At 69.6% G+C, this 20,762-nt stretch carries 23 protein-coding genes; 1 reads left to right on the top strand and 22 read right to left on the bottom strand.

The features are described from left to right. Positions 1-84: 84 nt before the first annotated feature. From APZ21_RS31340 to APZ21_RS31240, 21 genes are all read right to left on the bottom strand, one after another. On the bottom strand, positions 85-402 hold the full coding sequence (locus APZ21_RS31340) for a hypothetical protein (protein ID WP_051030274.1): 318 nt from the start codon (positions 400-402) through the stop codon (positions 85-87). 57 nt (positions 403-459) lie between these two features. Next, on the bottom strand, positions 460-678 hold the full coding sequence (locus APZ21_RS31335; RefSeq protein ID WP_040713637.1) for a hypothetical protein: 219 nt from the start codon (positions 676-678) through the stop codon (positions 460-462). A 31-nt stretch (positions 679-709) separates the two neighbouring features. Then, positions 710-1,948, bottom strand: a complete 1,239-nt coding sequence (locus tag APZ21_RS31330; RefSeq protein ID WP_040713635.1) for a hypothetical protein — start codon at positions 1,946-1,948, stop codon at positions 710-712. Positions 1,949-2,055: 107 nt separating this feature from the next. Further along, positions 2,056-2,517, bottom strand: a complete 462-nt coding sequence (locus APZ21_RS31325) for a hypothetical protein (RefSeq protein WP_040713633.1) — start codon at positions 2,515-2,517, stop codon at positions 2,056-2,058. A 58-nt stretch (positions 2,518-2,575) separates the two neighbouring features. Further along, positions 2,576-3,148 carry a hypothetical protein gene (locus APZ21_RS31320; protein ID WP_040713632.1) on the bottom strand — a complete coding sequence of 191 codons (573 nt, stop codon included), beginning with the start codon at positions 3,146-3,148 and terminating at the stop codon, positions 2,576-2,578. Positions 3,149-3,199: 51 nt separating this feature from the next. Continuing rightward, on the bottom strand, positions 3,200-4,030 hold the full coding sequence (locus APZ21_RS31315) for a class I SAM-dependent methyltransferase (protein ID WP_051030273.1): 831 nt from the start codon (positions 4,028-4,030) through the stop codon (positions 3,200-3,202). Positions 4,031-4,207: 177 nt separating this feature from the next. Continuing rightward, positions 4,208-4,858: a hypothetical protein gene (locus tag APZ21_RS31310; RefSeq protein ID WP_040713630.1), complete on the bottom strand. Its 651-nt coding sequence runs from the start codon at positions 4,856-4,858 to the stop codon at positions 4,208-4,210. A 51-nt stretch (positions 4,859-4,909) separates the two neighbouring features. Beyond that, positions 4,910-5,533 carry a magnesium chelatase domain-containing protein gene (locus APZ21_RS31305; RefSeq protein WP_040713629.1) on the bottom strand — a complete coding sequence of 208 codons (624 nt, stop codon included), beginning with the start codon at positions 5,531-5,533 and terminating at the stop codon, positions 4,910-4,912. Then, positions 5,530-6,513: a DNA-processing protein DprA gene (locus APZ21_RS31300; protein ID WP_040713628.1), complete on the bottom strand. Its 984-nt coding sequence runs from the start codon at positions 6,511-6,513 to the stop codon at positions 5,530-5,532. The genes APZ21_RS31305 and APZ21_RS31300 overlap by 4 nt, the downstream gene beginning before the upstream one ends. A gap of 89 nt (positions 6,514-6,602) precedes the next feature. Continuing rightward, positions 6,603-7,133 (bottom strand): hypothetical protein, encoded by a 531-nt coding sequence (locus APZ21_RS31295; RefSeq protein WP_040713624.1) that lies wholly within the window; start codon positions 7,131-7,133, stop codon positions 6,603-6,605. A gap of 183 nt (positions 7,134-7,316) precedes the next feature. Next, positions 7,317-8,852: an ATP-binding protein gene (locus tag APZ21_RS31290; protein ID WP_040713622.1), complete on the bottom strand. Its 1,536-nt coding sequence runs from the start codon at positions 8,850-8,852 to the stop codon at positions 7,317-7,319. Between the two features lie 195 nt (positions 8,853-9,047). Next, positions 9,048-10,466, bottom strand: coding sequence for a DUF3560 domain-containing protein (locus tag APZ21_RS31285; RefSeq protein WP_063719986.1), 1,419 nt, complete (start codon positions 10,464-10,466; stop codon positions 9,048-9,050). Between the two features lie 91 nt (positions 10,467-10,557). Further along, positions 10,558-11,292: a hypothetical protein gene (locus APZ21_RS31280; RefSeq protein WP_040713620.1), complete on the bottom strand. Its 735-nt coding sequence runs from the start codon at positions 11,290-11,292 to the stop codon at positions 10,558-10,560. A 54-nt stretch (positions 11,293-11,346) separates the two neighbouring features. Beyond that, positions 11,347-11,976, bottom strand: a complete 630-nt coding sequence (locus APZ21_RS31275; RefSeq protein WP_156371424.1) for a hypothetical protein — start codon at positions 11,974-11,976, stop codon at positions 11,347-11,349. A gap of 171 nt (positions 11,977-12,147) precedes the next feature. Then, a complete protein-coding gene (locus APZ21_RS31270; RefSeq protein ID WP_051030271.1) occupies positions 12,148-13,401 on the bottom strand; it encodes a hypothetical protein in 1,254 nt (417 codons plus the stop codon). A 120-nt stretch (positions 13,402-13,521) separates the two neighbouring features. After that, positions 13,522-14,331, bottom strand: coding sequence for a methyltransferase (locus APZ21_RS31265; RefSeq protein ID WP_082393604.1), 810 nt, complete (start codon positions 14,329-14,331; stop codon positions 13,522-13,524). Positions 14,332-14,472: 141 nt separating this feature from the next. Continuing rightward, positions 14,473-14,829, bottom strand: a complete 357-nt coding sequence (locus APZ21_RS31260; RefSeq protein WP_156371423.1) for a hypothetical protein — start codon at positions 14,827-14,829, stop codon at positions 14,473-14,475. After that, a complete protein-coding gene (locus APZ21_RS31255; RefSeq protein WP_040713614.1) occupies positions 14,826-15,368 on the bottom strand; it encodes a hypothetical protein in 543 nt (180 codons plus the stop codon). Before APZ21_RS31255 ends, APZ21_RS31260 begins: the two co-directional genes overlap by 4 nt. Before the next feature lie 102 nt (positions 15,369-15,470). Next, positions 15,471-16,349: a phosphoadenosine phosphosulfate reductase domain-containing protein gene (locus APZ21_RS31250; RefSeq protein ID WP_239476953.1), complete on the bottom strand. Its 879-nt coding sequence runs from the start codon at positions 16,347-16,349 to the stop codon at positions 15,471-15,473. 325 nt (positions 16,350-16,674) lie between these two features. Beyond that, positions 16,675-17,706 carry a DUF4192 domain-containing protein gene (locus tag APZ21_RS31245; RefSeq protein ID WP_040712482.1) on the bottom strand — a complete coding sequence of 344 codons (1,032 nt, stop codon included), beginning with the start codon at positions 17,704-17,706 and terminating at the stop codon, positions 16,675-16,677. 267 nt (positions 17,707-17,973) lie between these two features. Beyond that, positions 17,974-19,044 carry a DUF4192 domain-containing protein gene (locus tag APZ21_RS31240; RefSeq protein ID WP_051030114.1) on the bottom strand — a complete coding sequence of 357 codons (1,071 nt, stop codon included), beginning with the start codon at positions 19,042-19,044 and terminating at the stop codon, positions 17,974-17,976. Between the two features lie 262 nt (positions 19,045-19,306). Between APZ21_RS31240 and APZ21_RS31235 the strand changes: the two genes are divergently transcribed. Further along, a complete protein-coding gene (locus tag APZ21_RS31235; protein WP_156371422.1) occupies positions 19,307-19,855 on the top strand; it encodes a hypothetical protein in 549 nt (182 codons plus the stop codon). 201 nt (positions 19,856-20,056) lie between these two features. Here APZ21_RS31235 and APZ21_RS34910 read toward each other — a convergent pair whose 3' ends face one another. Next, on the bottom strand, positions 20,057-20,668 hold the full coding sequence (locus APZ21_RS34910) for a hypothetical protein (protein ID WP_040712486.1): 612 nt from the start codon (positions 20,666-20,668) through the stop codon (positions 20,057-20,059). Positions 20,669-20,762: the final 94 nt, after the last annotated feature.

The raw sequence follows: 20,762 nt of genomic DNA, 5'->3' as shown, positions 1-20,762 counted from the left end.
AAGAGGCAGGGACCGGCCAGCTTTGGACTGGCCGGTCCCTGCCTCAGGGGGAGGGGACTTCGATGGATGGAAAGAAAGCGGCGCCTACCCGCGCTCGGGCTCGGTCTCGGTGGGGCGCGCGGGCGCGTCAGCGACGACGATGTCGAGATCGGCGCGAGCGATCACGATCTCGGCGTCGATGCCGCCGTGTTTGATGGGCACGTCGCGGTAGCAGGCCCGGCACACGACCCCGGAGATCGAATCGGCGCTGCCCTTGCCGCTGGCGTGACAGCACGGGGTCAGCACCATCGTGTGGTCGGTTCCGAACCGGATGACCACACAGCCCTGCGAGTCGAGACCCAGAATGTCGGCGACGGCGTCGAACTCCGCGGGCAGCACCACTTGCCGCTTCTTGTTCGTCACGGTGTGCGAGCTCCTTTCCCGGTGTCGACCGGTGGTGGCGTTCGGCGGGGTGGCGGGTTACTTCTTGGTGCGGGGGGCGACGTTGATCGGGCGCAGGTGCCGCGCCCCGTGCGGGGCCTCGGGGTCGGTGTAGCCCCAGTGCTTGGCCTTCCAGTCCGGGAACTGTTCGCGCCAGCGGGCCACGGTGTCTTCGCCCAGTGCGGTCACCGCGCCGGCGGCGCCGAAGTGCTCGGCGGTGTCGAACTCGGCGCGGGTCAAGGTGGTGGTTTCGGTCATGAGGCACAACTCCTTAAGGGGATAGGCGGGATCAGACGAGGGTCATCGCGGTCAGCGCGAGGTCGTCGAGGTCGTCGGCGCGATCGGGATCGGGAATGGTCTGGGAGTAGCTGGTGACCGCGTTGGCGATCCCGGCCGCGGTGAGCTGCCCGCCGGCGATGAAGTGCGAGAGAATCCCGGTGCGTTCGTCCTCGGTGAACCCGAGTTTCTTGCTCATGACCTCGAGGGTGCGTTCGGGCTGGTGCACCGGGGTCCCGGCGTCGCGTTCCAACTCGGCCACGCGGGTGGCGAGAAATTGCGGTGACATCCACTCCGAGACCTTGTCGCGGGTCTCGGCGGTGATGACCGCGAGCCGTTTGCGCTGGGTGTCCTGGGACCAGGAGCGGGTACCGCCGATCTCGAGGCGGTCCCCGACGTGGCGTTTGGTGAACGCGAACAACGGCAGCGTCAGCCCGTTGCCGCAGATCTGCACGAACAGCTCCGGTTTCAGGGTGACCGCGTGATGACCGATCTCGGAGTTGGAGAACCGCAACCCCGCGAACACCACCGGCTCGGCGCCGGGGCGGTAGCCGCGGCCCTCGCGGGCGGCCAGGCGGCGGCCGGTGTCGATCTGCCCGGCGACGCGGCGGCGTTCGGCCTCCAATTCCGGGTTGGCGAACGGGGTCCGATAGTCGGCCAGGAACGTCGGCGCCAGCGCGCGGATCTTCGGCGAATACACCTTGCAGTGCATGGAGGATTCCGACAGGTCACACGAGCGCACCTCGACGTCGGTGTCGGCCAGGCGGATACCGTCGAGAACGGCGGCGAGCACGTCGAGGTTGTCGATGATCCCGTACCGGTCCGAGAGCACCGCCCGCACGATCCCCGGCTGATTCGGCACGGACGAGGTGAACAGGCGCAGCAGGAACGAGCGCTCGTCGGGGCCGCCGGGCAGGCGCGGATCGGTCGGGCCGTGGAGCAGGCCGTTGACGTTGGCGTCGTAGAGATCGGTGCGCTCGATCTCCCGCAACGATTTCAGGTAGCCGGCGGGGATCTTCAGCTTCGACCCCAGATGCGAATCCGCCGCGCTGGTCGGCCGATACAGGCCATCCACATCGGTGAAGCCGCGCTCGTCGAGTACCGGCTCGACACCCGAGAGCTGCAACAGCCCGTCGCAGGCGCGCAGCGCCGAGGCCGGGGCCAGGACGTCGAGTTTGGCGGCCTGCTGATCGTTGAGCAGGGCGACGAGGTCGCCCAGTTCGGCGTGACGCACGGTCGAAGCGATCGACATCAGAGTGTGTTCCTCTCTCGGACAGGCGGATACGACACGCGAGCACCACCGCTCGCGGCGGGCGGATTTCGCGTGTGCGCAGATGGGATCGGTGAGTTCTCGAAGGCTCAGGCGACGGCGTCGAGACCGTCCTCCTTCTCGTCCTCGTCGTCCTCGGTGTCGGTGACGGCGTAGGTGAGGGTGTCGATCTGCTGGATGAGTTCTTCGACGGCGTCGAGCTGGTCGCTGGTGAGCGCGGGGATCGCCACGACCGCGGTGGTGGGGAAACCTCCGCCGTCGTCTCCGGCGCAGTCCACGCGCCCGGCTTCGGCGTCGTCGGCGGTGTCGAAGGCGTGCAGGTAGTACTCGGTGCCCACCCCGCCCTGCTGGATGTAGACGAAGGATGTTTCCGGATCCGCGGCACCGTCGAGCCACGCGTTCAGGCGTCGGATCGGGTGCAGGATGTGATGGGCACGAGCGAGGGCGTCGCATTCCTCGTAGTCGCGGTCTTCGCCGATCTCGGCATAGGCCAGCACGGAACGCAGATCGGACAACACCGCGGGAGTCAGAGCGAGATAGGTGTCGGACATCGTCGAAGCTCCTCGGGTCTGGCGCGCTCGGTGGGCGGGTATCGATCGCGCGGTGGGGTCAGCTCGGGCGGCGCAATGCTTCGACCAGTGCCCAGGAAGCGTCGGTCTCGGCGCGGGCGGCGGCCAGACGCCGGTAGCCGCGCTGTTGGAGCACGTCGAGGATTCCCAGGGCCGTGGCGGCGTCCTGGCGGCGCTCCTCGGCGCAGTGATGGCGATGCCGTGCGGCGCGTTCGTCGGTCAGGAACTCGGCGGTGATCTCGATGACCGTGTCGGTCACCAGTTCCCGCAGATCGGCCTCGAGGCCGCCGAGCGGGTGACCGAGGTCGAGGTGCAGGCGACCGGGCTCGCCCAGGCACATCGCCGCTGCGGCCCCGCGTCCGGGCTCACCGGGAACGAACCGCGCCGCCACCCGCGGATTGCCCAACGCCTCGCTGCCCGAGCGCAGGCCGAAGAACCGCACGACCACCATCGACCGGCGCTCGGGGATCCCGTCGACCGAGACGGTGTGTTCGCCCATGTCGGTGAACACCGTCCCGGTCAAGGGGGCGTCGTCGGTGGCGAACAGGGTGTAGGAGGCCCCGAACTCGGTGGTGTTGGTCGTGGTACTGACGCTGAAACCTGGTGTGGGCATGACGAATCCAGACTCCTGCCGGAAACGGCGAGGTAGAAGTGGAGGGTGTGGTCAGCTGGCGCGGGCCGGGCGATCCCACGGCGGCGTCAACGCGGCAGCCCCGCGGGCGCGGGTGCGGCGGCGGCGCGCGAGGGCGGTATCGGCGAAGTCGGTGGTCACGATCTCGGTCCGGACCGGGCGGTGATGCCAGTACGGGTCGTGGAAGGCGGTATCGACACTGCACCCGGGCTCCAACGCGATGCCCGTGCCGGAGGAGAACCGCTTGTATTCGGCATCGCCGCGTCCCTCACGCATTCCCTGGCCGCCGCTGTAGTGGAAGGGCGACGAATCGCGCGGGATCAGAAAGACGCCGCTGCGGGCCAGGTGTGAGGCCAAGGCGATGACGTGGTACTCGAACCGGGATCCGCGGTAGCCGGGAGCGTTGCCGGCGCGGGCGTGATTGCCGAAAGGCGGATTGGCGATCGCGGTATCGAACATCCGCCACCGGTGCCGCCCGATATCGAACACATCGGCGCAGACCCAGGTCGCTTCGGGAACCACCTTCATCCCGACCGCCACGAACGCGGGATTCGTTTCGACACAGACGATTTCGCGTGCGGGCAGCCCCCTGCGCTGCTCATCCAGGTTACGGCAGGCGAAGGCGAGCGCGCCGATCCCGGCGCACAGGTCGATCACCCGGGGACCGACGACATCGAGGGACATGCAGTCCGCGAGGTCTTCCGGGGTGAAGAACGCGCCCCCGACAGGATGGCTGGGGTCGGCCGATTCCTGGAAATGGGCGAGAACGAAACGTTTCTCGTCCTCGTCGAGGTCGCGGCGCAGCCCGGCCAGCCCGAGGGCTTCGCGATGCGCGGCGGCCTGGTCACGAGTGAGTCTGCCCATGAAAGATCAACCTCCGAACACAGGAAAGCCGCCACACCCCCAGGGCAGGGGATGCGACGACAAGGGGATGGATGGGGTGAACCGGATGGATGGATGGGGTGAACCAGATGCGCCCGGGACAGGCCAGCGCGGGCCTCTGGTGCGGCTGCGCGGTCACGCACGGTGATCCGTTGCGGTTCAGGATCGTGGAATCGGTGGCGTGGATTGCGTTGGTGCGCGCAGGATCTCGAATTCGCGCAGCGCCCACCCGGGGGCGGCGCGCAGCAGGGGAGAGTCGGTGACTGTCCGGCCCTCGGTGATCTCGGCGCGCCGCCAGCTTGTCGGGGACACGACGAGGACCTGCTCGACGGCACCGACGCCATGGCCGTAGGTGTAGGCGCGGTCCAGGCGGATCACCGCACCGACCGCGTCACGGGCGCGACGGCGGCCCTCGGCGACAGCACGGTGGTGGTCGATCGCGTGCCCGCGCCACTCACACGCGGCGGGATCCTCGGTGGGGGTGAGGGCTTGCAGGACCCGGCGGGTGACGCCTTCGTGGTCGACGGGTCCCTCGGTCTCGTGCAGGTGCTTGACGACGATCTCCGAGGCACCCTCGCGGTGCTGGCGCAGGTAGAGCACCACCGACGCCGACACGGTCACCGGTGTGGTGGTGGTGTCGGCGACCGCGGCGTAGAGAGCGTAGGACCAGCCACCGTGGCGGCCGGTCCCCAGTGACGTGCGGCAGTGCTCCACGACGCGGTGCCCGTCGGGCAGGAGTTCGCGCAGGTTGTCCAGGACGAAGCGGTGGGTGTCGGTCTCGATGGGCACGTGATATCCGGTCGAACCCATGCCGGCCTCCTCGATAGTCGGGTAGATGAACGAGCCGAGAGACCGCCGCGATCAGCGGTCCTCCGCGTCGCTGGACAGTCCGTCCGGATCGGCGTCGCCGCCAACGGTGACCGCAGGTGAGGCGGTCGTGGGTGCGGGCGGGTCGCTGGTCAGCGAGTCGAGCCAGTCCAGGACACCCCGAAGATCGGTCGGAGACACGACGGTGATGCCGTCGACCGGGCCGAGACCTGTGCTGTCGGTGGGGGGTGCGGTGACGGCGTAGCGGAATTCGGCGCGCGCCGCCACCGCGGCCACGGCGGCGATCGCGTGGGCCGGGAGGCGGGGGCGCAGGCTGCCGTCGAGGCCGAGTTCGGCGAGGAACACGATGCGGTCGAGCAGCCCGCCCCAGAGCGGGTCGGTGGCGAGTTGGTGCACGGTGAGCGCGGCGGCCAGATCGTGCTGGGTGTGATGGCCGGCCCCGCCGAGCCGGTAGAGGCGATACGGGTCGCTCGGATATGCGGCGTCGCTGTTGGCCAAGGCGGCCCGAATCCGATTGCGGGGCTCGCGCACGACCGGGTGCGCGGCCAGCACCGCCGCGACCGTGTCCACCTCGGTGGTCGGACTGGCGGCGAGCAGGGCCAGCTCGGTGTCGCCGTCGCGGGTCGGGTGCGCGGTCCAGGCGAAGTGCTCGATCACGCGGGTTCTCCGTTCGATCGATCCGGGGCGTCGTCGTCGGGAAACGGTTCGTCCGGCAGGTCACCGGCGCACAGGTAGATGTCGCGGGGTGAGGCGACCGGGGTGAGGCCGTGGTCGGCGATGAGGCAGTTGACGCTGCGGGAGGTCGGGGAGGTGATCGGCCCGGGAACGGCGTAGGCGTTACGGCCCAGCCGCTGCGCCCACCGGACCGCTGCTTCGCTCCAACACCGCCAGTCGGACTCGATGAGGACCGTGGCGCGGGACAGCGCGGCCAGCAACCGATGCGCCGCGGCGACCCGGGCGGGTCGTGTCGGGGTGCCGGGTGGGTATTCGCTGACCAACAAGCCGGTGCCGGGCCGTGGGTGCTGGAGGTGGCGGCTGTGGTGGTAGTAGGCCAGATCGGTGCCACACGACAGCACCGTCAACGTCGGTGCCGGGACCTGGTGGGCGGTGGTGAGGGCGTGGGCGGGGATACCGAGCCCGCCGGTGGCGGCGATCGTCATCTCGCGGGCGGTGACCTCGGTGACGATCGCGGTGGTGACCTCGATCCCGTAACCGCTCGGGCGCGGTGTCCCGGCGACCGCGACCGCGTCCTCCACGATCGGTGACAGCGCGGCGGTGCCCGACACCCACAACGCGACAGGACCGACGAAGTGCTCGCCGCCCCACTCGGGGGCGTGCAGCGCGGCCAGATGCGCGCTCGGCCATTCGGTGTCGTCGGGGGTGATCAACCGTCCCCCGCCCGCGTAGTGCACCACCAGATCCGCGGCGGCGCGATCGGGATCCGCGCGAGCGAGGACCCCCGGTTCCACCTCGGCCGCGCCGGTGGCGAGCGCGTGTGCGGCGTCTTCGACACCGAGGCGGTCGATCAGCTCCCACACCGGTTTCGAGGGTCCGCGCGCGGCGCGCGACAGCAGCGCCCACGCCAGCCGCCGGGGGTCACGCACCGCCACGGACGGCCGGTGATCGATAGTGTTCATTGGCGGATTCCTCTCTGTCGGTGCGTGAGTCGGCTGGGCATGTCCGGGCGGTGCGCTCGGCGCGGCCGGGCGTGCGGGGTGGCGGGTGTTCATCCGCCGATGGCGGTGAGGGGGCGGCCTGCGCGCCAGTTGGTCCAGGCGTCGTCGATACTGGGCCGCGATCCGCCCGCGGCGACGAGCACGGCGTAGGCGTGGGCGAAATCGACCGCGTCCCCGGAGCCGACCCCGGCGGCATCACACCAGCCGCGCACGTACCCGAGGGCTTCGGCGCACAGCCAATACGCCGTGCGATCGCGCAGCGCCGCGTCGTATTCGGCGAACCCGGGCACCCGCTCGACCGGCGACGGGACGGGCGCCAGGTGCGCGGTGAGGTCACCGCTGACCCGCCACGCGACCCACGCCTGCGCGAGACCGGGCACGGAAACGCTGCCGTCGGTGAGGGATTGGGTGACTTGGTCGGCGTAGGCGGCGGCGAACGCGGCGGCGGTCCTCGCCTCGCGGGTGCCGGGGTGCTGGATGTGGAGCACGCCCCAGACGAAGCCCTCGGCTCGCGCGCGGGCATTCTCGACGCGGATGCCGATCTCGGTGGTGTGCGGGTCGGTGGGCGCGGGTGTGGACACGAGACGAACGACTCCTTCGACATGGGCGACCGATGCCGTTGCGTGTGCAAGGAGAGGCGGCGTATCAGCCGGTCCGACAATGAAATTCCCGATCCCCGGCGAATCGGCTGTGGTGAGCGCGGACCGGCTCTGCCGTCGGTCGCGGTGGGTATGTGGGCGCGGTGGGCCAGGATTCGGATGGGGCTATGGTCTGCCGAATCCGTGCAGGTGCAGGGCTTCGACGAGGTCGTGGGTGCTGGGATGATCGGCGCCGCGCAGGTCGGCGATGGTGACCGCGACCGCGAGGACACGGTCACCCCCGTGGCGGGTGATCCGGCCCTCCCGCAGTGCCGCTTCGAGCGGTGCGGATTCGGTCGGGGACAATGGGAACTGTTGGCGCAGCAGCGATGCTGGTATGCGGGCGTTGAGGGTGTGACCGTGCTCGCGCCACCGGTGGGCTGCCGCGGTGCGGGCGGCGGTGACCCGGTGGCGGACCTCGGCGCTGGTCTCGCGCGAGTCGTTCCCGAAACCCGCACGGTCGTCGGGGTTCTCGCGGACGGTGATGTCGACCCGGTCGGCCAAGACCCGGCGCAGCCGGTCCTGGTGGCCGCGCCTTGCCCCCGCCGGGCAAGCACACGCGCCCTGATGGGTTGCGGGGCAGAAGCATTCGGACGAGGTCAAGACCGCGAGGGCCTCACACGGCAGTCGCAGCAGGTTGTCGCGGTTGGCGACGACGACCTCCCCGGCTTCCAGGGAGGTCCGCAGCGCGTCGAGTGCGCGCTCGTGCAGATCGGGATAGGACTCGAGGTGCAGGACCCCGTGGTGGGCGCGTGCGAGCGCGCCGGGACGCGCGAAGCCGGCACTGCCCAGCAGCGCGCGGGCACTCGCCGAGTGGTGGACATCGACGAAGGGGCGGGCGGCGATGGCGGGCAGCGGTCCCTCGGGCAGGGTGCCGGTCAGCGACGCGATCGCCCGGACCTCGAGCGACTCGCTCTCGGTCAGGCGCGGCAGGAGTCCGGGCAGGCGGCGGGCGAGCGCACCGAGCCCGGCCTCCGCAGGCCCGATCAGCCGCACGTGGTGGCCCCCGGCGGCGGCGACCTCGAGGGCCCACCGTGTCCGGTAGTGACCGCGGATATCGCCCAGGTCCACACCGGTCGATTCCGGTGGCGCCGGGACGGCGGCGGGGCCGGTCACGGCGTCCTTGTCGCCGCCGAGCCAGGCCAGCACCCCGCGCAGGTGGACCGCGCCCAGCACGGTGATCCCCGGCGCGAGAGCGGCTTCGGCCAGGTTGGCGTGGGGGACGATCACGACGGTGTGTCCGTGGTCGCGGGCGGCCAGGACCGCGGGCAGGATCCCGCGCACCGAGACCACACTCCCGTCCGGGCCGAGCTGGCCCAGCAGCACGACCCCGGCCAGGCGTGGCGCGGATACGGTGGCCGGGTCGCTCGCGGCCAGGATCGCCGCGGCGACGGCGAGGTCGTGGATACCGTCGATGCCCGCAGGCACCGGCGGGGAGGTCGTGAGGGTGAGGCGGATCCGCGGCCACGCCCACCCGGCCCCGGTGAGGGCGGCGTGGACGCGGTCGATACAGGCGGGCGGGCGATCCTCGCCGGGGCCGGTCACGGTGAGCGAGGGCAGTCCCGGCGTGACCTCGGCCGTGACCTGTCGCAGGTGTCCGGTGAGTCCGCGCACGGTCACCGACCAGGCCACCGCATCGTGACGAGCAGGAATAGCGGGCATGACAGTTCTCCGATCTCGGACAGGACAGGGACACGACGCCACGCAAGCCCGGCCGCCGGCGGGGATTCGGCCGACAGGCTGCCCGAACAAAGTCGGCGTCGTCACCGACCTCGACGGATACTGTTGTGGTGCAGTGGAATCGAGCAATCCGTGGCGCGCGGAATCGTCATGGCGCGATGTCGTGCGCGGAGGATGTCAGGCGGCGGGCAGGTAGGTGCGGGCCTCGACCAGGTCACGGACCTGGTTGTGGACCTCTTCGGGCCAGCGCACCGGCCCGGTGATCGCGAACTCGGTCACCGGGAGTTCGACCGGGTCACCGAACACGCGGCTGTCCGGGCGGTGCCGCGCGCGCAGCCGCAGCACACCCGGTTCGGTGATGGGCTCGGGTGGGGTGGCGTACCAGTACGGTGGATGCGGCCACGTCGCGTCGTAGTCGATGCCCTCGACCGTCCAGGACCAGTGCTCGGCCTGGAGACCCTGCTGGTAGTCGAGTTTGGTTCTGCCGGTCTTGCGTTTCGGGCGCGGCGGCACGGTGGTGGTGTCGAGGTCGGCGAAGATGTCGGGGAACCGGTCGCGGGCCTGGGCCTCGGTCATGACGGCGGTGACCTCGTGGAAACGCACCGTGTCGTCGGTGGTGATCCACCGGTGCCCGGTCATCTTCGCGGTGATCGTGTGCAGCAACATCGGCGACAGTGAAAAGTTCACCACCGACACCGATTTCGCGTTCACGCGCGTGATCTGACGCCACGTCGAGCCGTGGGCGCGCACGAAGTCCCCGACCGTGAAATCGTCGCGGCCCCAGCCCGGGGTCAAACCCTCATCGATCTGGGATTGCCGGACCTGTTTCCAGTAGGCGATGTCGCGCTCGCGCTGGGTCATCCGGGCCAGCACCCGCTCCCGATATTCGCCGGTCGCCGGGGTCGTGGTTTCGGTCTGGTAGACCTCGCCGCGGCCGTCGAGGAACCGGCGGGTGTGCCCGTCCAGGACACGTTGATCCCCGCGCTGTTCGGCTTCGAGGGTGTCGATGCGGTTGGCGACCGTGCGCGGGGAGTACCGCTGTTCGGTGGTGTGGGCGGCGGACTCGGCACGCTGGTGGGCGCGGGTCGCCTCGCGGTCGGCTTCGACCGAGCGCCCGAATGTCTTCCACGCCTTGTCGATCGCGTTGCGATGACGGCGTTCGCTATGGTGCCCGATCTTGATCGGTTCGCCGAACGGCGGCAAGCTGTCGTGGGCCCGCTGAGCCGCGGCTTCCGCGGCGCTGGCTTTCGCGTCCTTGCGGGATGCCTTGTCCCGCAACGCATCGACCCTATCAGCCTGACGGCTCGCGCGGTCGGTCTCGGCGTCGGCGGTCGCGCGCGCGGTGCGGTCGATGTCGACTTCGACGGTGTATCCGGCCTCGCGCAGCTTCGTCGCGGCGTAGTCGATGTGGTACTGCTTGGGCTGGCGATCACGCGAGGACACCACATACCAGCCGTCGAGGCTGCGGCCCCACTTCCAATGCCCGATCGCCTCGCGCACCTGAAGCATCACCTCGTAGGTGCCGTCGCCGCGGGCGGTCCCTTCCAGCAGAGTGCCTTCCTCGGCGGTGTGGGAGATCGTGAGTGGCTCCGACACGGAGCACCACCTCCATCCAATATCGACATGCAGATGTACGCATGTTTATGGGTGTGTTGTGTGGCTGCCGGATTTGTGATCCGGCACGACGTCAGTCGCTGGCGGCGTCATGTTCGGGCAGCCGGTAGTCGTGGCGGCCGATGTGGGTGAGTTCGTCGTAGGTGAAGTCGTCGACGGGATCACCGATCCACCCCGTGACCGCCCCGGGCAGCGGGGCGTCGCCGTGCAGCCACGCCTGGAAGGTCTCGCCGAGGTCGAACAACCGGTCGGTCTCGCGGTCGAGGACACAGACCCGGGCCGCGTCCCCGCAGCACACCCGCATCAGCGACAGCCTGGACGCGTGTTCGATCTGACCGAACAGCCGACCGATGTGATCGCTCGGCAACTCGGCGAGGGGTCGGTGGGTGAGGCGGCCGGTGAACGCGCCGGGATTGAAGAACTCCCGCAGCCCGGCGAGGAGTTCGTGTCGGCGCGCGGTGATGACCGCGAACACCACCTCACTGAAAGTGTCACCGACGCTCGAGTCCCGTATCGCGGCCCGCACGCGAGGCAGTTCGGCGCGGGTGAGGGTCCCGCCGACCAGGGCCAGCAGATCCGCCACCGACACCACCACCGAACCCGGCGCCGCACTCACCGGCCCCGTCTCCATCGTCGGCGGGTCGGTGGGGTCGGGGTCGTCGTCGCAGCCGCCGACCTCGAGGTAGGCGCCGGAGGACCGGTCGTGGTCGGGGATCTCCACCAGGGTCAGCCCGCCCTCGTCGATCCCGACGTGGTGGGACAGGTCCAGGCCGGCTGCCCAGGTACGTAGTTCCGGAACGGGGATCATGGCGAGTCCTGCTTTCACTGATTGTGGGAGAGGAGGTGCGCGGCGTTGCGCAGGTCAGAGGCGGCCGGTGAGCAGGGAGAGAACGCCGTTGGCGACCTCGAGGATGTGTTCGAGGTGGAACCGTGCGGCCTCGGCGGTGGAGGTCCCGGAGTCGGGGAACAACATCTGGGTGAATCCGGTGGTTAGCCCGAGCCCGTCCTGGTCGCCGTGCTGGTTGCGCAGCATGAGGGTGAACCCGGGCAGGCCGGGAGGGTCGTTGTGGTCCAGGCACAGCTCCAGGCGCGGGTCCTCGGTGAGGACCTCGGCCTCGCGCGCGGCGTCGAAGAACGCCACGAGGTCGCTGGCGGGCAGGGTGTCGTGCTCGCCGGGGAGCAGGCCCTCGACCCGGTCGTGGTGGGCGGCCAGCCACCGCGCGAAGGCGGGTTCGTCGATCGCGAACGGGACCGGGTCGTGGTGAGCGATGACGAAGGCCGTCGCCGGTTTCTCGCCGGTGGGGCCGGCGACGGGGTGTTCGCCGTCGTCGGGGTCGTCGTCGGTGAGACGTTCGTGTGCGCGGTCGAGCAGTTGCTTCTGGTGCTTGCCGAGGATGTCGTGGGGGTCGCCGGTACTGGCCCACAGCTCCGCGGCCGTGCAGATCAGGGTTTCGGTCTCCAAAGCGGTGAACTCGTGCTGAATCTGGGACACGATCATCGTCCTTTCGGTAGGGAGGCAGGCCAGCTCGCGCCGGGCCGTCGGAAGCCGCAACCGCATCGGGAGCCGGGAATGGAACAGCTCTCGGCGCGGTGTGGACCGGATGCGGCGCGGGGCGCGGAGTGCGAAACTGGCAGTCGGCGTGAGGAACCGGGGAACCGGCGCTCAGGCGGCGACCGGAGAGTCCGCGTAGTGGAGGGCGGCGTGTTCGAGTGCCAGCAGCCGTTCGTCGGCGTGTCCGCCCCACCGGGTCTCGAAACCCGAACGTTTCTTCGGGTTTATCGTGTTCGGGGCCGCGACGAAGAACTCTTCCAGGCGTGGATAGTCCTCGGTCTCGACGGTCAGCCAGAGCCGGGTGTGCTCACCGTCGACACGGACAGCTATCTGGAGGCTATCGGCGAGGTTGCCGATGAACCGCTCGGCCTCGGCGCGGTCGGCGCGGTGGATGATCTCGACCGCGCGCCATGCTTGGGCGCGGGCGCTGTAGCAGCGCCGTACCCGATACACCGCCCACTCACACACATCCATCGCCGCGTCGGCCAGGGCATGGACCTCGCAAGCACCGTCGGCGCGCAGGCGGTCCCGCAACGATTTACCCGGCCCGAACAGGCCACTGCGATGGTTGAGCGCCAGCGCGCAGTACTCGTCGACGAGATGTTTGAACGCTTCCTCGGGAAAGGTGCGGTAGCGGGCGAGCTGATCGGGCCAGCTAGGTACCGAAATATAGCCACACTGCCTACAGCAACTTTTCGGCCACCACACACCGAACAATCCGTACAGGTAGCCCTGGCTCATCGCGCGCGTCATTCCCGCCTCGTACAAGGGGTAGATCGGGTGGCGGCGCCCGCCCATCGTGACCGAGGTGTCGCGGGCGATCCGCCCCGACTCCTCTGCGGAATAACCGATCGCGTGGATGTAGGGTCGCGGACCCAAATGTGTTGCGCGCCAAGCATCTAGGGGCTGGCCTTTGGCCTTGGCCGAGCAGGCGCGCCCTGCCAGGGTGGGCATGACGCCGTTGCCGCGGTGCTCGGCCGAGAGCGGGTAGAAGCCGTGCTCGTCGGGGTCGGGATGCAGCCGGGTCGGGGTCCGGGTGTCTTGCAGGACCACGATCCCATCGGCGACACTCGGACCGGCGCGCGCGACTTCGACGAAACGCACCCGACGGGCAGCGAGCAGCGGCAGGATATGTTGGGCGACAAGGTCATTGGTCACTCGCCACTCGTCACCGGTTTGGGCGACCATCACGGTGAGGTTCGACAGATCATCGAGCAACTGCGGGGGCCGGAACCCCGGATCGAGCAGCGTGCGGGTAACGCCGGCGGCGCTATCGACGCCTAATCCGAACGACCAGCATATCGGCATCGCCTCGTCACCGAAAAGCGTTGCGAGAGGGAACAATCCCTCGACGTCCTCGCGCATGGGAGCCGTTCCTTTCAGCACGATGACGCGGTCCGGCGTGCACAGGACCGCGACCTTGGCCGGAATCGACAGCGGTGGCCCGGCGTCGGTGCAGACCGGTGGTTCGGATGAGTGCCGGTGTCAGTGGTCGTGGGGGCGGCGGGCGTGCAGGAGCACGGCGGCGGTGCCGGTGCCGGAGGTGGCGAACGATCCGGGCGGCAGTGACTCGTACCCGCCGTGGGCGGTGATGAACTCGCGCATGGCGTGGTGGTCGCGGTCGGCGCGGTAGGTGTAGTTCTCGGGCGCCAGGGCCAGCAGTTGCCCGCCTTGGTCGAGCAGGTTCCAGGCGGTGTAGAGGTGGTCCATCCACACCGTCGCCCGCCCGGGTAATGCGAAGGGCGGGTTCATCACCACCGCGGCGTACCCGGGTTCCGCGGTGGCGGCGAATTCGTCGAATCCGTCGATGACGATGGTGACCCGCGGGTCGTAGTCGATCGCGGCGGCACGGGTGGGGTCGGGTTCGACGGCGGTGATCTCCACGCCGGGGTTGGTGGCCAGGATCGCCCGCACCAGCACACCGTCCCCGGCTGAGGGCTCGAGCACACGCGCACCCGGCGGCAGAGCCGCGATCCCGGCATGCGGACCGGCCACGAGATGGCGGGCCACCGGTTCGGGAGTCGCGAAATACCCGGTCAGGACTTTCCGGTCGGTGTTGGGGGTCGCGCCGCGCGCGAGGGCGGCGGCGATGATCTCGGTGGGATCGTCGGGAAAGACGTGGGCGCGCGCCTGGCGGTTCCATCGCCCGCCCATGGATTCGATGACCCTGTTGATCTTCCGGTAGTCGGCGTGGCTCAACTGCTGGGGCAACACCAGGTTGTTGCCCTCGATGCGAGACTCGGCCAGGATCTCGCGAGCGAACTCGGGCACCGGCACCGAGGTTCTGACAGCCATCGATGATCACCTTTCACACTGGGGGCAGGGACACGAGGGGCTCGGCAGCCCGCCGTCGGGGCGACGCCGCACCGCGGGCCGCGCACTCGGCGGGGCGTCGGCGGACTCGAACGTCCGGAGCTGCGCCGGCGCGCCTGGGCGTCAACGGGACATGTCGATGAGCAGGTCGACCCATTCCCCGGTGACGGCGAGGCGACAGAGCACGCGGTGCTCAGGGGTCATGGTGGTGGTGACGTGCAGCTGGTAGTGCTCGGTCCAGGTGCGTAACTCGTCCCCGGCGGCGGTGAGCCGGTGGCGGGCGTCGGGGTCCAGGGATTCGAAGTGCTCGCCGTAGTCGGCCAGGCTGCCGGTGTACAAGGCGCCCGCGTAGGACCAGACGTAGCGGCGGGGTTCACCGTGCAGACACCGCGGGTGATGGCGGACATGGACACCGCCCACGACCGAGGATGCGGACTCGGGGCACCCGCAGGCCGCCGCCACCCCGGCAGGGTGGGTCATGAGCTGGGGTTCCTGGTGATGCGGGCGATCAGGGACCGCACAGTGTGCAGTCGTCCGTGCCGGGGCTGGGTGTTGAGGTAGGTCGCCAGTTCGACCGCGGCGACGAAGGCTTCGCGCAGTTGTTCGCCGAGTTGGTCGACTTCGCTGCGCCTGTTGAGCAGTTGCTGGATCTGCGCGCTCAGGCGCGTGATGTGGGGTCCGGGTCCTGCCATCGCGGCCGGTACGAGAACGACACCGAACTCCGCGGCCAGCATGTCCAGTAACTCGCGCGGGGTGGGCATCGGGGCGCGGTCGGCGGCCTCGACAGCGGCCAGGCCCTGCGGGGTCGAGCAGACCGCGCAATCCTCGCGCGGCTGCTCGTAGCTGCACCGGGTGCCGGTCACCTCGTCGAGGGGATCGCCCTGCTGGATCAACGCGTCCAGACACCAGCGGCCGTCCTCGAACACCATGTACACCTTCACCGCGTCCTCGATCCGATGCTCATCGGGCATGTACGGATCGAAATCGGGGTGATAGGCGTCGATCTCGTTGTCACTCACAATCTCTCGCCTTTCTGCGAGTTCGGATGATGCGTGGAGAGGGAAGGCTCGGCGTGCCAGGAAACGGACCGGAGCCGGTCGCAGCGGCGGGTCATCGCGGGTTCAGTCGATCCGGTCGGCGACCACCCCGGCACCGGTATCGCTGGCGGCGTCGGCGATCACCTCGGCCATGGACACATCCACCCGGAAGCGGTGCCCGATCTCGGCCTCGACCGCCGCGTACTGCGCGGCCAACTCCGGGTGCAGGCGCGCGGCCCGAACCAGCCCTGACCTGGACGAATAGATGCAGAACACACACGACGCTCGCCCGAATCCAGCCCGGTAGGAACTGTGTGGCCGGGTGCCCGCCGCCGCGATCCGTGCCCACACCGTGGCCAGGTCCCAGGCGTGGATGGGCAGCCAGGTGTCCACGATCCGTCGCGAGTTCGAGACACCGCCCTTGGGAGGATTCCCGTCCGCGCGGGCGGCGGCACACGACGGGCACGGACACGTCCGGCCGGGCTCGTGCACGAACGCGGGCCGTCTGCTGCGTTCCCGCGATTCCTGGGCCCGATGACCCATCGCGTGTAAGACCTTGATCGGGCGGTCGACGATCCCGGCGGCGCGGGATTCCGCGACCAGCATCGTGATCACCCGCCGCGCCGGTGATCTCTTGAAATCGCTTGTGCACCAACGGTTTCTATGCGATGGCCACTTGCCGCGTTCGGTGACGCGGTCGAGCAGATCGCCGCCGGTGCGGGCTACCACCTCATGGCGCAGCCCGTAGTACTCAGCGTGTTCTCGCGCGAGCGCCGATGTTTCGGGCCAGTCGACGCGGCCCAAGTCGGCGTGGACGGTGGTGACCCGGTCCAGCACGCCGAGGCGGTGGAACACCTCGACCAGGACATCTGCCATCGCTTGGCTGTCCTTGCCGCTCGACAGCGACAGGAGATAGTGGTCGTAGTCGAGCAGGTCCGGGCCCGGTGCGAGCGAGAAATCCACCGCACCAAGGGAAATGACCGGGCGGCGGGCGCGGCGGGTGCCACGCGATACGGCGGGGCCGGTAATGATGGACATGGGCACGGAACGGACCGCCTTTCTCGGTCGAAGTCGCCCGCCAGGGCGAAGCAGAGGCGGGAAGACGCGAGCACCCGGTAACCGGAGTCGGTCGATCGCGTCGGGTAGGTGTCGATCCCGTCGGGTGGCGGCCTGTGACTGGGCGGTGCCGGTGAGGTCGCGCCGGGTGTGGTGCGGCCCGAGGGGATCGCTGGCGCGGTGGCGTGACCGCGCGCCGGGCCGGCGGCGGGTCGTCGGACGGCGCGGTGGTTCAGTCGGTGCCGGTGTGGTCGATGGTGATTCCGAGGTCGGTCGCGGCGGCGGCGCCGAAACGCACGTTGATGTCGAGGGACTCGGCGAGCAGGGGGTTGTCGAAGGCGGCGTAGATCAGCCGTGCGGTGATTTCGCCGGGGTTGGCGTGCAGCGCGACCGAGGTCGCGACCGCGGTCAGTTCGCTGTCACCGCGCAGGAACGCGCTGTAGGCCAGCAACATCACCGGGGTCGCGCGCAGCGGCCCGTTCAGGCAGCGACCCAACAGTGCCCACAACGTCTCGGCGATGTCGGCGTATTCGCTCGCGGCGGTGGCGTGCAGGCATTGGGAGACCGCGGGAACCGACAGGGCGACAGCGACGCGCGCGAGTCGCCGCGCGGTCGGGGTGGCGCCGTCGTCGATATCGGCGATCGTCTCGAGGACCAGTTCCAGGTCGCGGCGGTCGAGATCGCGCACGTGCTCGTCGTGGTCGGCCCAGAGGCGGCACGCGCGTGCGTCGAGCGCGGCCGGGAGCTCGGCGGTGACCGCGTCGAACAGGTCGAGGTCCGGTGTCAATACCTCGCCCAAGCGTTGGGTGTGGGACAAGGCGGGAAGCGTGGCGGGGAGGTGCCGTGTCGTGGTCGAGTCCTCGGTCGCGGGCAGCGGCCACCAGGGTTGGTCGGGGGTGAGTGCGTGGGTCGCCCAGCTCGCCGCGATCGGGACAGGACCTCCGGCGAATGCGTCGGTGAGGTATTCGGTCAGCCGGTATCCGGGATGGTCGGATTCGGGTGTGGTCGTGGGGGTGAGGCGGTCGTCGATGAGGATCGCGTATCCGATCCCGGTATCGGCGGAGGCGAGGCGGCGTCGCAGCCACGCAGCAAGGATCGGTGCGCTGGCGCTGAATTCGACGCACGACACCGAAGCACGGGCTTGGTCGGTGTGCTGGTCGGGGAGCCCGATCACGATGAGTGATCGGGTCGGGGTGAAGTCCAACGCGGAGTGGATCGAGGTGATCCACTCGCGCGGCGGGGACGGCGTTTCGTAGTCGAGCACGAGAGATCCCTTCGCTGGTGGAGATAGGGAGATAGATGGGAGTGCCGCCGCTGCCGTGGTGTCCATCGCGGCTGCGTAGTTCGGCTACAGGCACGTATCCGAGGGTGTGACAGACGATTTCGGTTCGGCTGCGGCTGCGCTGAGCGGCTGATATCGGTACGGCAACCCGTTTTTCGCCGATTCGGCGGAGGTGCCGGTGCTGCGATGCGCCGGGCGCGGGGTGGCTGTGCGCGGACCCCGGCGGCCGAGTAGCGGATGCCGGGGTTCTCAGCCGATGGTGATGCCGAGGTCGGCGGCGGCGGTGGTGGCCGAGCGGGTGAGCCGGTTCAGTGCCCGGGGCGGCAGGCCGCGTTCGATCACGGCGTAGAGCAGGCGGGCGTAGAGGTCGGCGGGGTCGGCTTCCAGCGCTGTTGTGACGGCGATCCGGGCCAGCACGCCGTCGCCGCGCAGGTGGGCGCTGCGGGCGAGCAGAACCGCCGGGTGGGCGCGGTGGGGGCCGGTCAGGCTGCGGGTCAACAACACCCACAAGCCCTCGGCCGCGACGGCGTGCGCACCGGCGGCGGTCGCGGGCAGGCATCGCTCCACCGCCGGGATACCGAGCGCGGCCCCCAGCCGTGCGAGGCGACCCGCGGTGAACTCCTCCCCGGCGGCGTGATCGGCGATCGCATACAGCACCGCTTCCAGGTCACGACGGTCCTGATCCGAGATCGCCTCGGCGTGGGCGATCCCCGCGCGGCGGCCGTGGACGTCGGCGAGAGCCTGGGGCAGTGCCGCCGAGACCTGTTCGGCGAGTGCGGGATCGGTAGCCAGCGAGTCGGCCAGCGCGGTCCTGGACGCCAGCACCGGTACCCCGAGCGCCGCGCGCTCGCGCGCGAAGGGGGAGTGAGCGGGGTCGGGTAGGGTCCCGGAATCGGCGGGCCCCGACAGCGACCACCACACCCCGCCCGCCACGATCGCGGTAGTCGCGAAGCTCCCCTGCCACCGGACAGAACTGTCGGTCAACGCGCGCACCACGTGTTCGACCAGGCGGTGATGGCGGATCTGGCCGGTCGTGGTCGTGGTCGGGTCGTGGTGTGGAGGGTGTAGTCGGTCGTCGATGACGAGCACGTAACCGATCGCCGGACCCAGCGTCGTGAGCAGGGGAGCGAGGCGGTCGGTGATCGAGGCGGGATCCTCGGTGAGATCGAAGTGGGGAAGCGCCGCCGGCTCGTCGTGGCCGGGATCGGTCGTGGCCGGGATCAGGATCAGGATCAACGATCGCTGCGGGAGGAACCCGATGATGCCGGGCACCGACGCGATCAACCGGCTCGCAGACGGGAATGGGATGGGGGTGGACACGGCGAAACTCCTTTCGGTGAGCGATACGGGGATGTCGATGGCGGTGTGCGGGAACAGGGGCCGCAGCGCAACGCCACAGCGAGCAAGCACCGCGGAGCGCCGTCGATGCCTGTCGGTCGGGGGACGACCCTGAACAGGGCGGTGACGTCGCGGTGGTCGTCTGTCGGACGCGAGGACACGATCGGTGATCACGCCCGCGGGCGGGGAGTAGCATCGGTGGTGGAGGATCAGCAGGCTGGCCGGATTTGTTGGAGGTCAGCACATGGCTGAACGTCGACCACCGCGCTCGCCGCGCACGGCTCGATCACCGGAAATGACCCAGCGGGTGCAGCGCTCACGTGAGCGGGTGCGCCGACGCCGCGAACTCGCCCGCGAACGCGACCGCGAAGTGTCCGCGGCGGTGCGCCGCTACCTCACCGACTGGCAGGCGATCACCGCGTGCGAGACCAAACGCGACGCCGAGATCACCGAACTACGACGCCGGATCAGCGTCGTCGAAGACGAAGCCGCTACCCAGATCGCGGGTCTGCGCGCCGACCAGGGCCACGCGGCGGCGATCATTCGTGACCAGCCCGGCCACACCGACGACGACGTCGCCGACCTGCTCGAGATCACCCCGAAACAAGTCCGCCAACTCATCACCCTCGCTCGAACACAGCCCAACGAGCCAGCCGAGTCCGCCGACGTCGCCGCACCGACCGACACCACCCCCGACCACGCCGTGCAGACCGAGGAGCCACAGGCCGGTACCGGCAGTGCTCGACCACCGACGACAGCGGGTGACTCGGCACCGACCGACCAATCGACATGACGCCGGGCTCGGCAGCGACCACTTCGGATCAGTTGCGCGTCACACCGTCAGCGAGCACCGAATCGCTTGGCTCGTTGGCCGACGCTGAAACACAGCATTGCCAACGACCTCGCAACAGTTCACCGACTCAGGGACGGCGATTCGTTCGAGGATGAACGGGGTGAGTATCCGCCGATGGGATGCGTGCTACAGGAGGGTGGATCAGCTGACGAAGTAGCGGCCGACCTGCCACACATACCCGCGGAACTGCTGCGGCGACAACGGCTGTCGCACCGGAATACCCGCCACCGGCGAATACGGCCAGAACGCCCAACCACACCGATGGCAGTAGAACCCGGCCCGCCACAGCCCGTGCGCAGCCGGGCGCCCGCGCCGGATCCGGTTGTTGTGACGCCAGCGAGCCCACACGACAGCCAGGCACAACAGGCCCGGTGACGCGGTGAACCCGACCATGAACACCCCTGCCAGAGCCATGTTCACCTGGCCTCCTCCTGGGTCCGTGGAGAAGATGATGCCGAGGGTCAGGACGAGGGCCATGAAGAACGCGGGAATCAGCAACAGACAGCCCCAACGGGTCAGCCGTCGCGTCGGCTTCCAGGCGGGTTCGCGAGCGAAACTACCGGCCAACGCGGAGGTATGGGTGCGATCGACGGTCATGGTGCCGAACACCGGCACCAACCCACCGCTCGAGATACCGAACCCCGAATACGATCCGCTGCCGAACGAGACTGCGGTCCCGTCCGAGCACAACGCGGGCACACTCTGCACCCAGTCCAGCCGCCCGCAACTCGGGCAGGTGATGTCGATCTCCATCCGCGGATCTCCCGATCGGGCAACCACGTCGACCTCACGGCGACGCGGGGATGCCTGCGATGAAACCTCTGGCAAATCGTATTGAACACCGCCG

The organism is Nocardia arizonensis (genome assembly GCF_001310275.1).
GTDB lineage: Bacteria > Actinomycetota > Actinomycetes > Mycobacteriales > Mycobacteriaceae > Nocardia > Nocardia arizonensis.
Note: the sequence above shows the minus strand (reverse complement) of the source record. Positions and strands in the feature narration are given on the sequence as shown.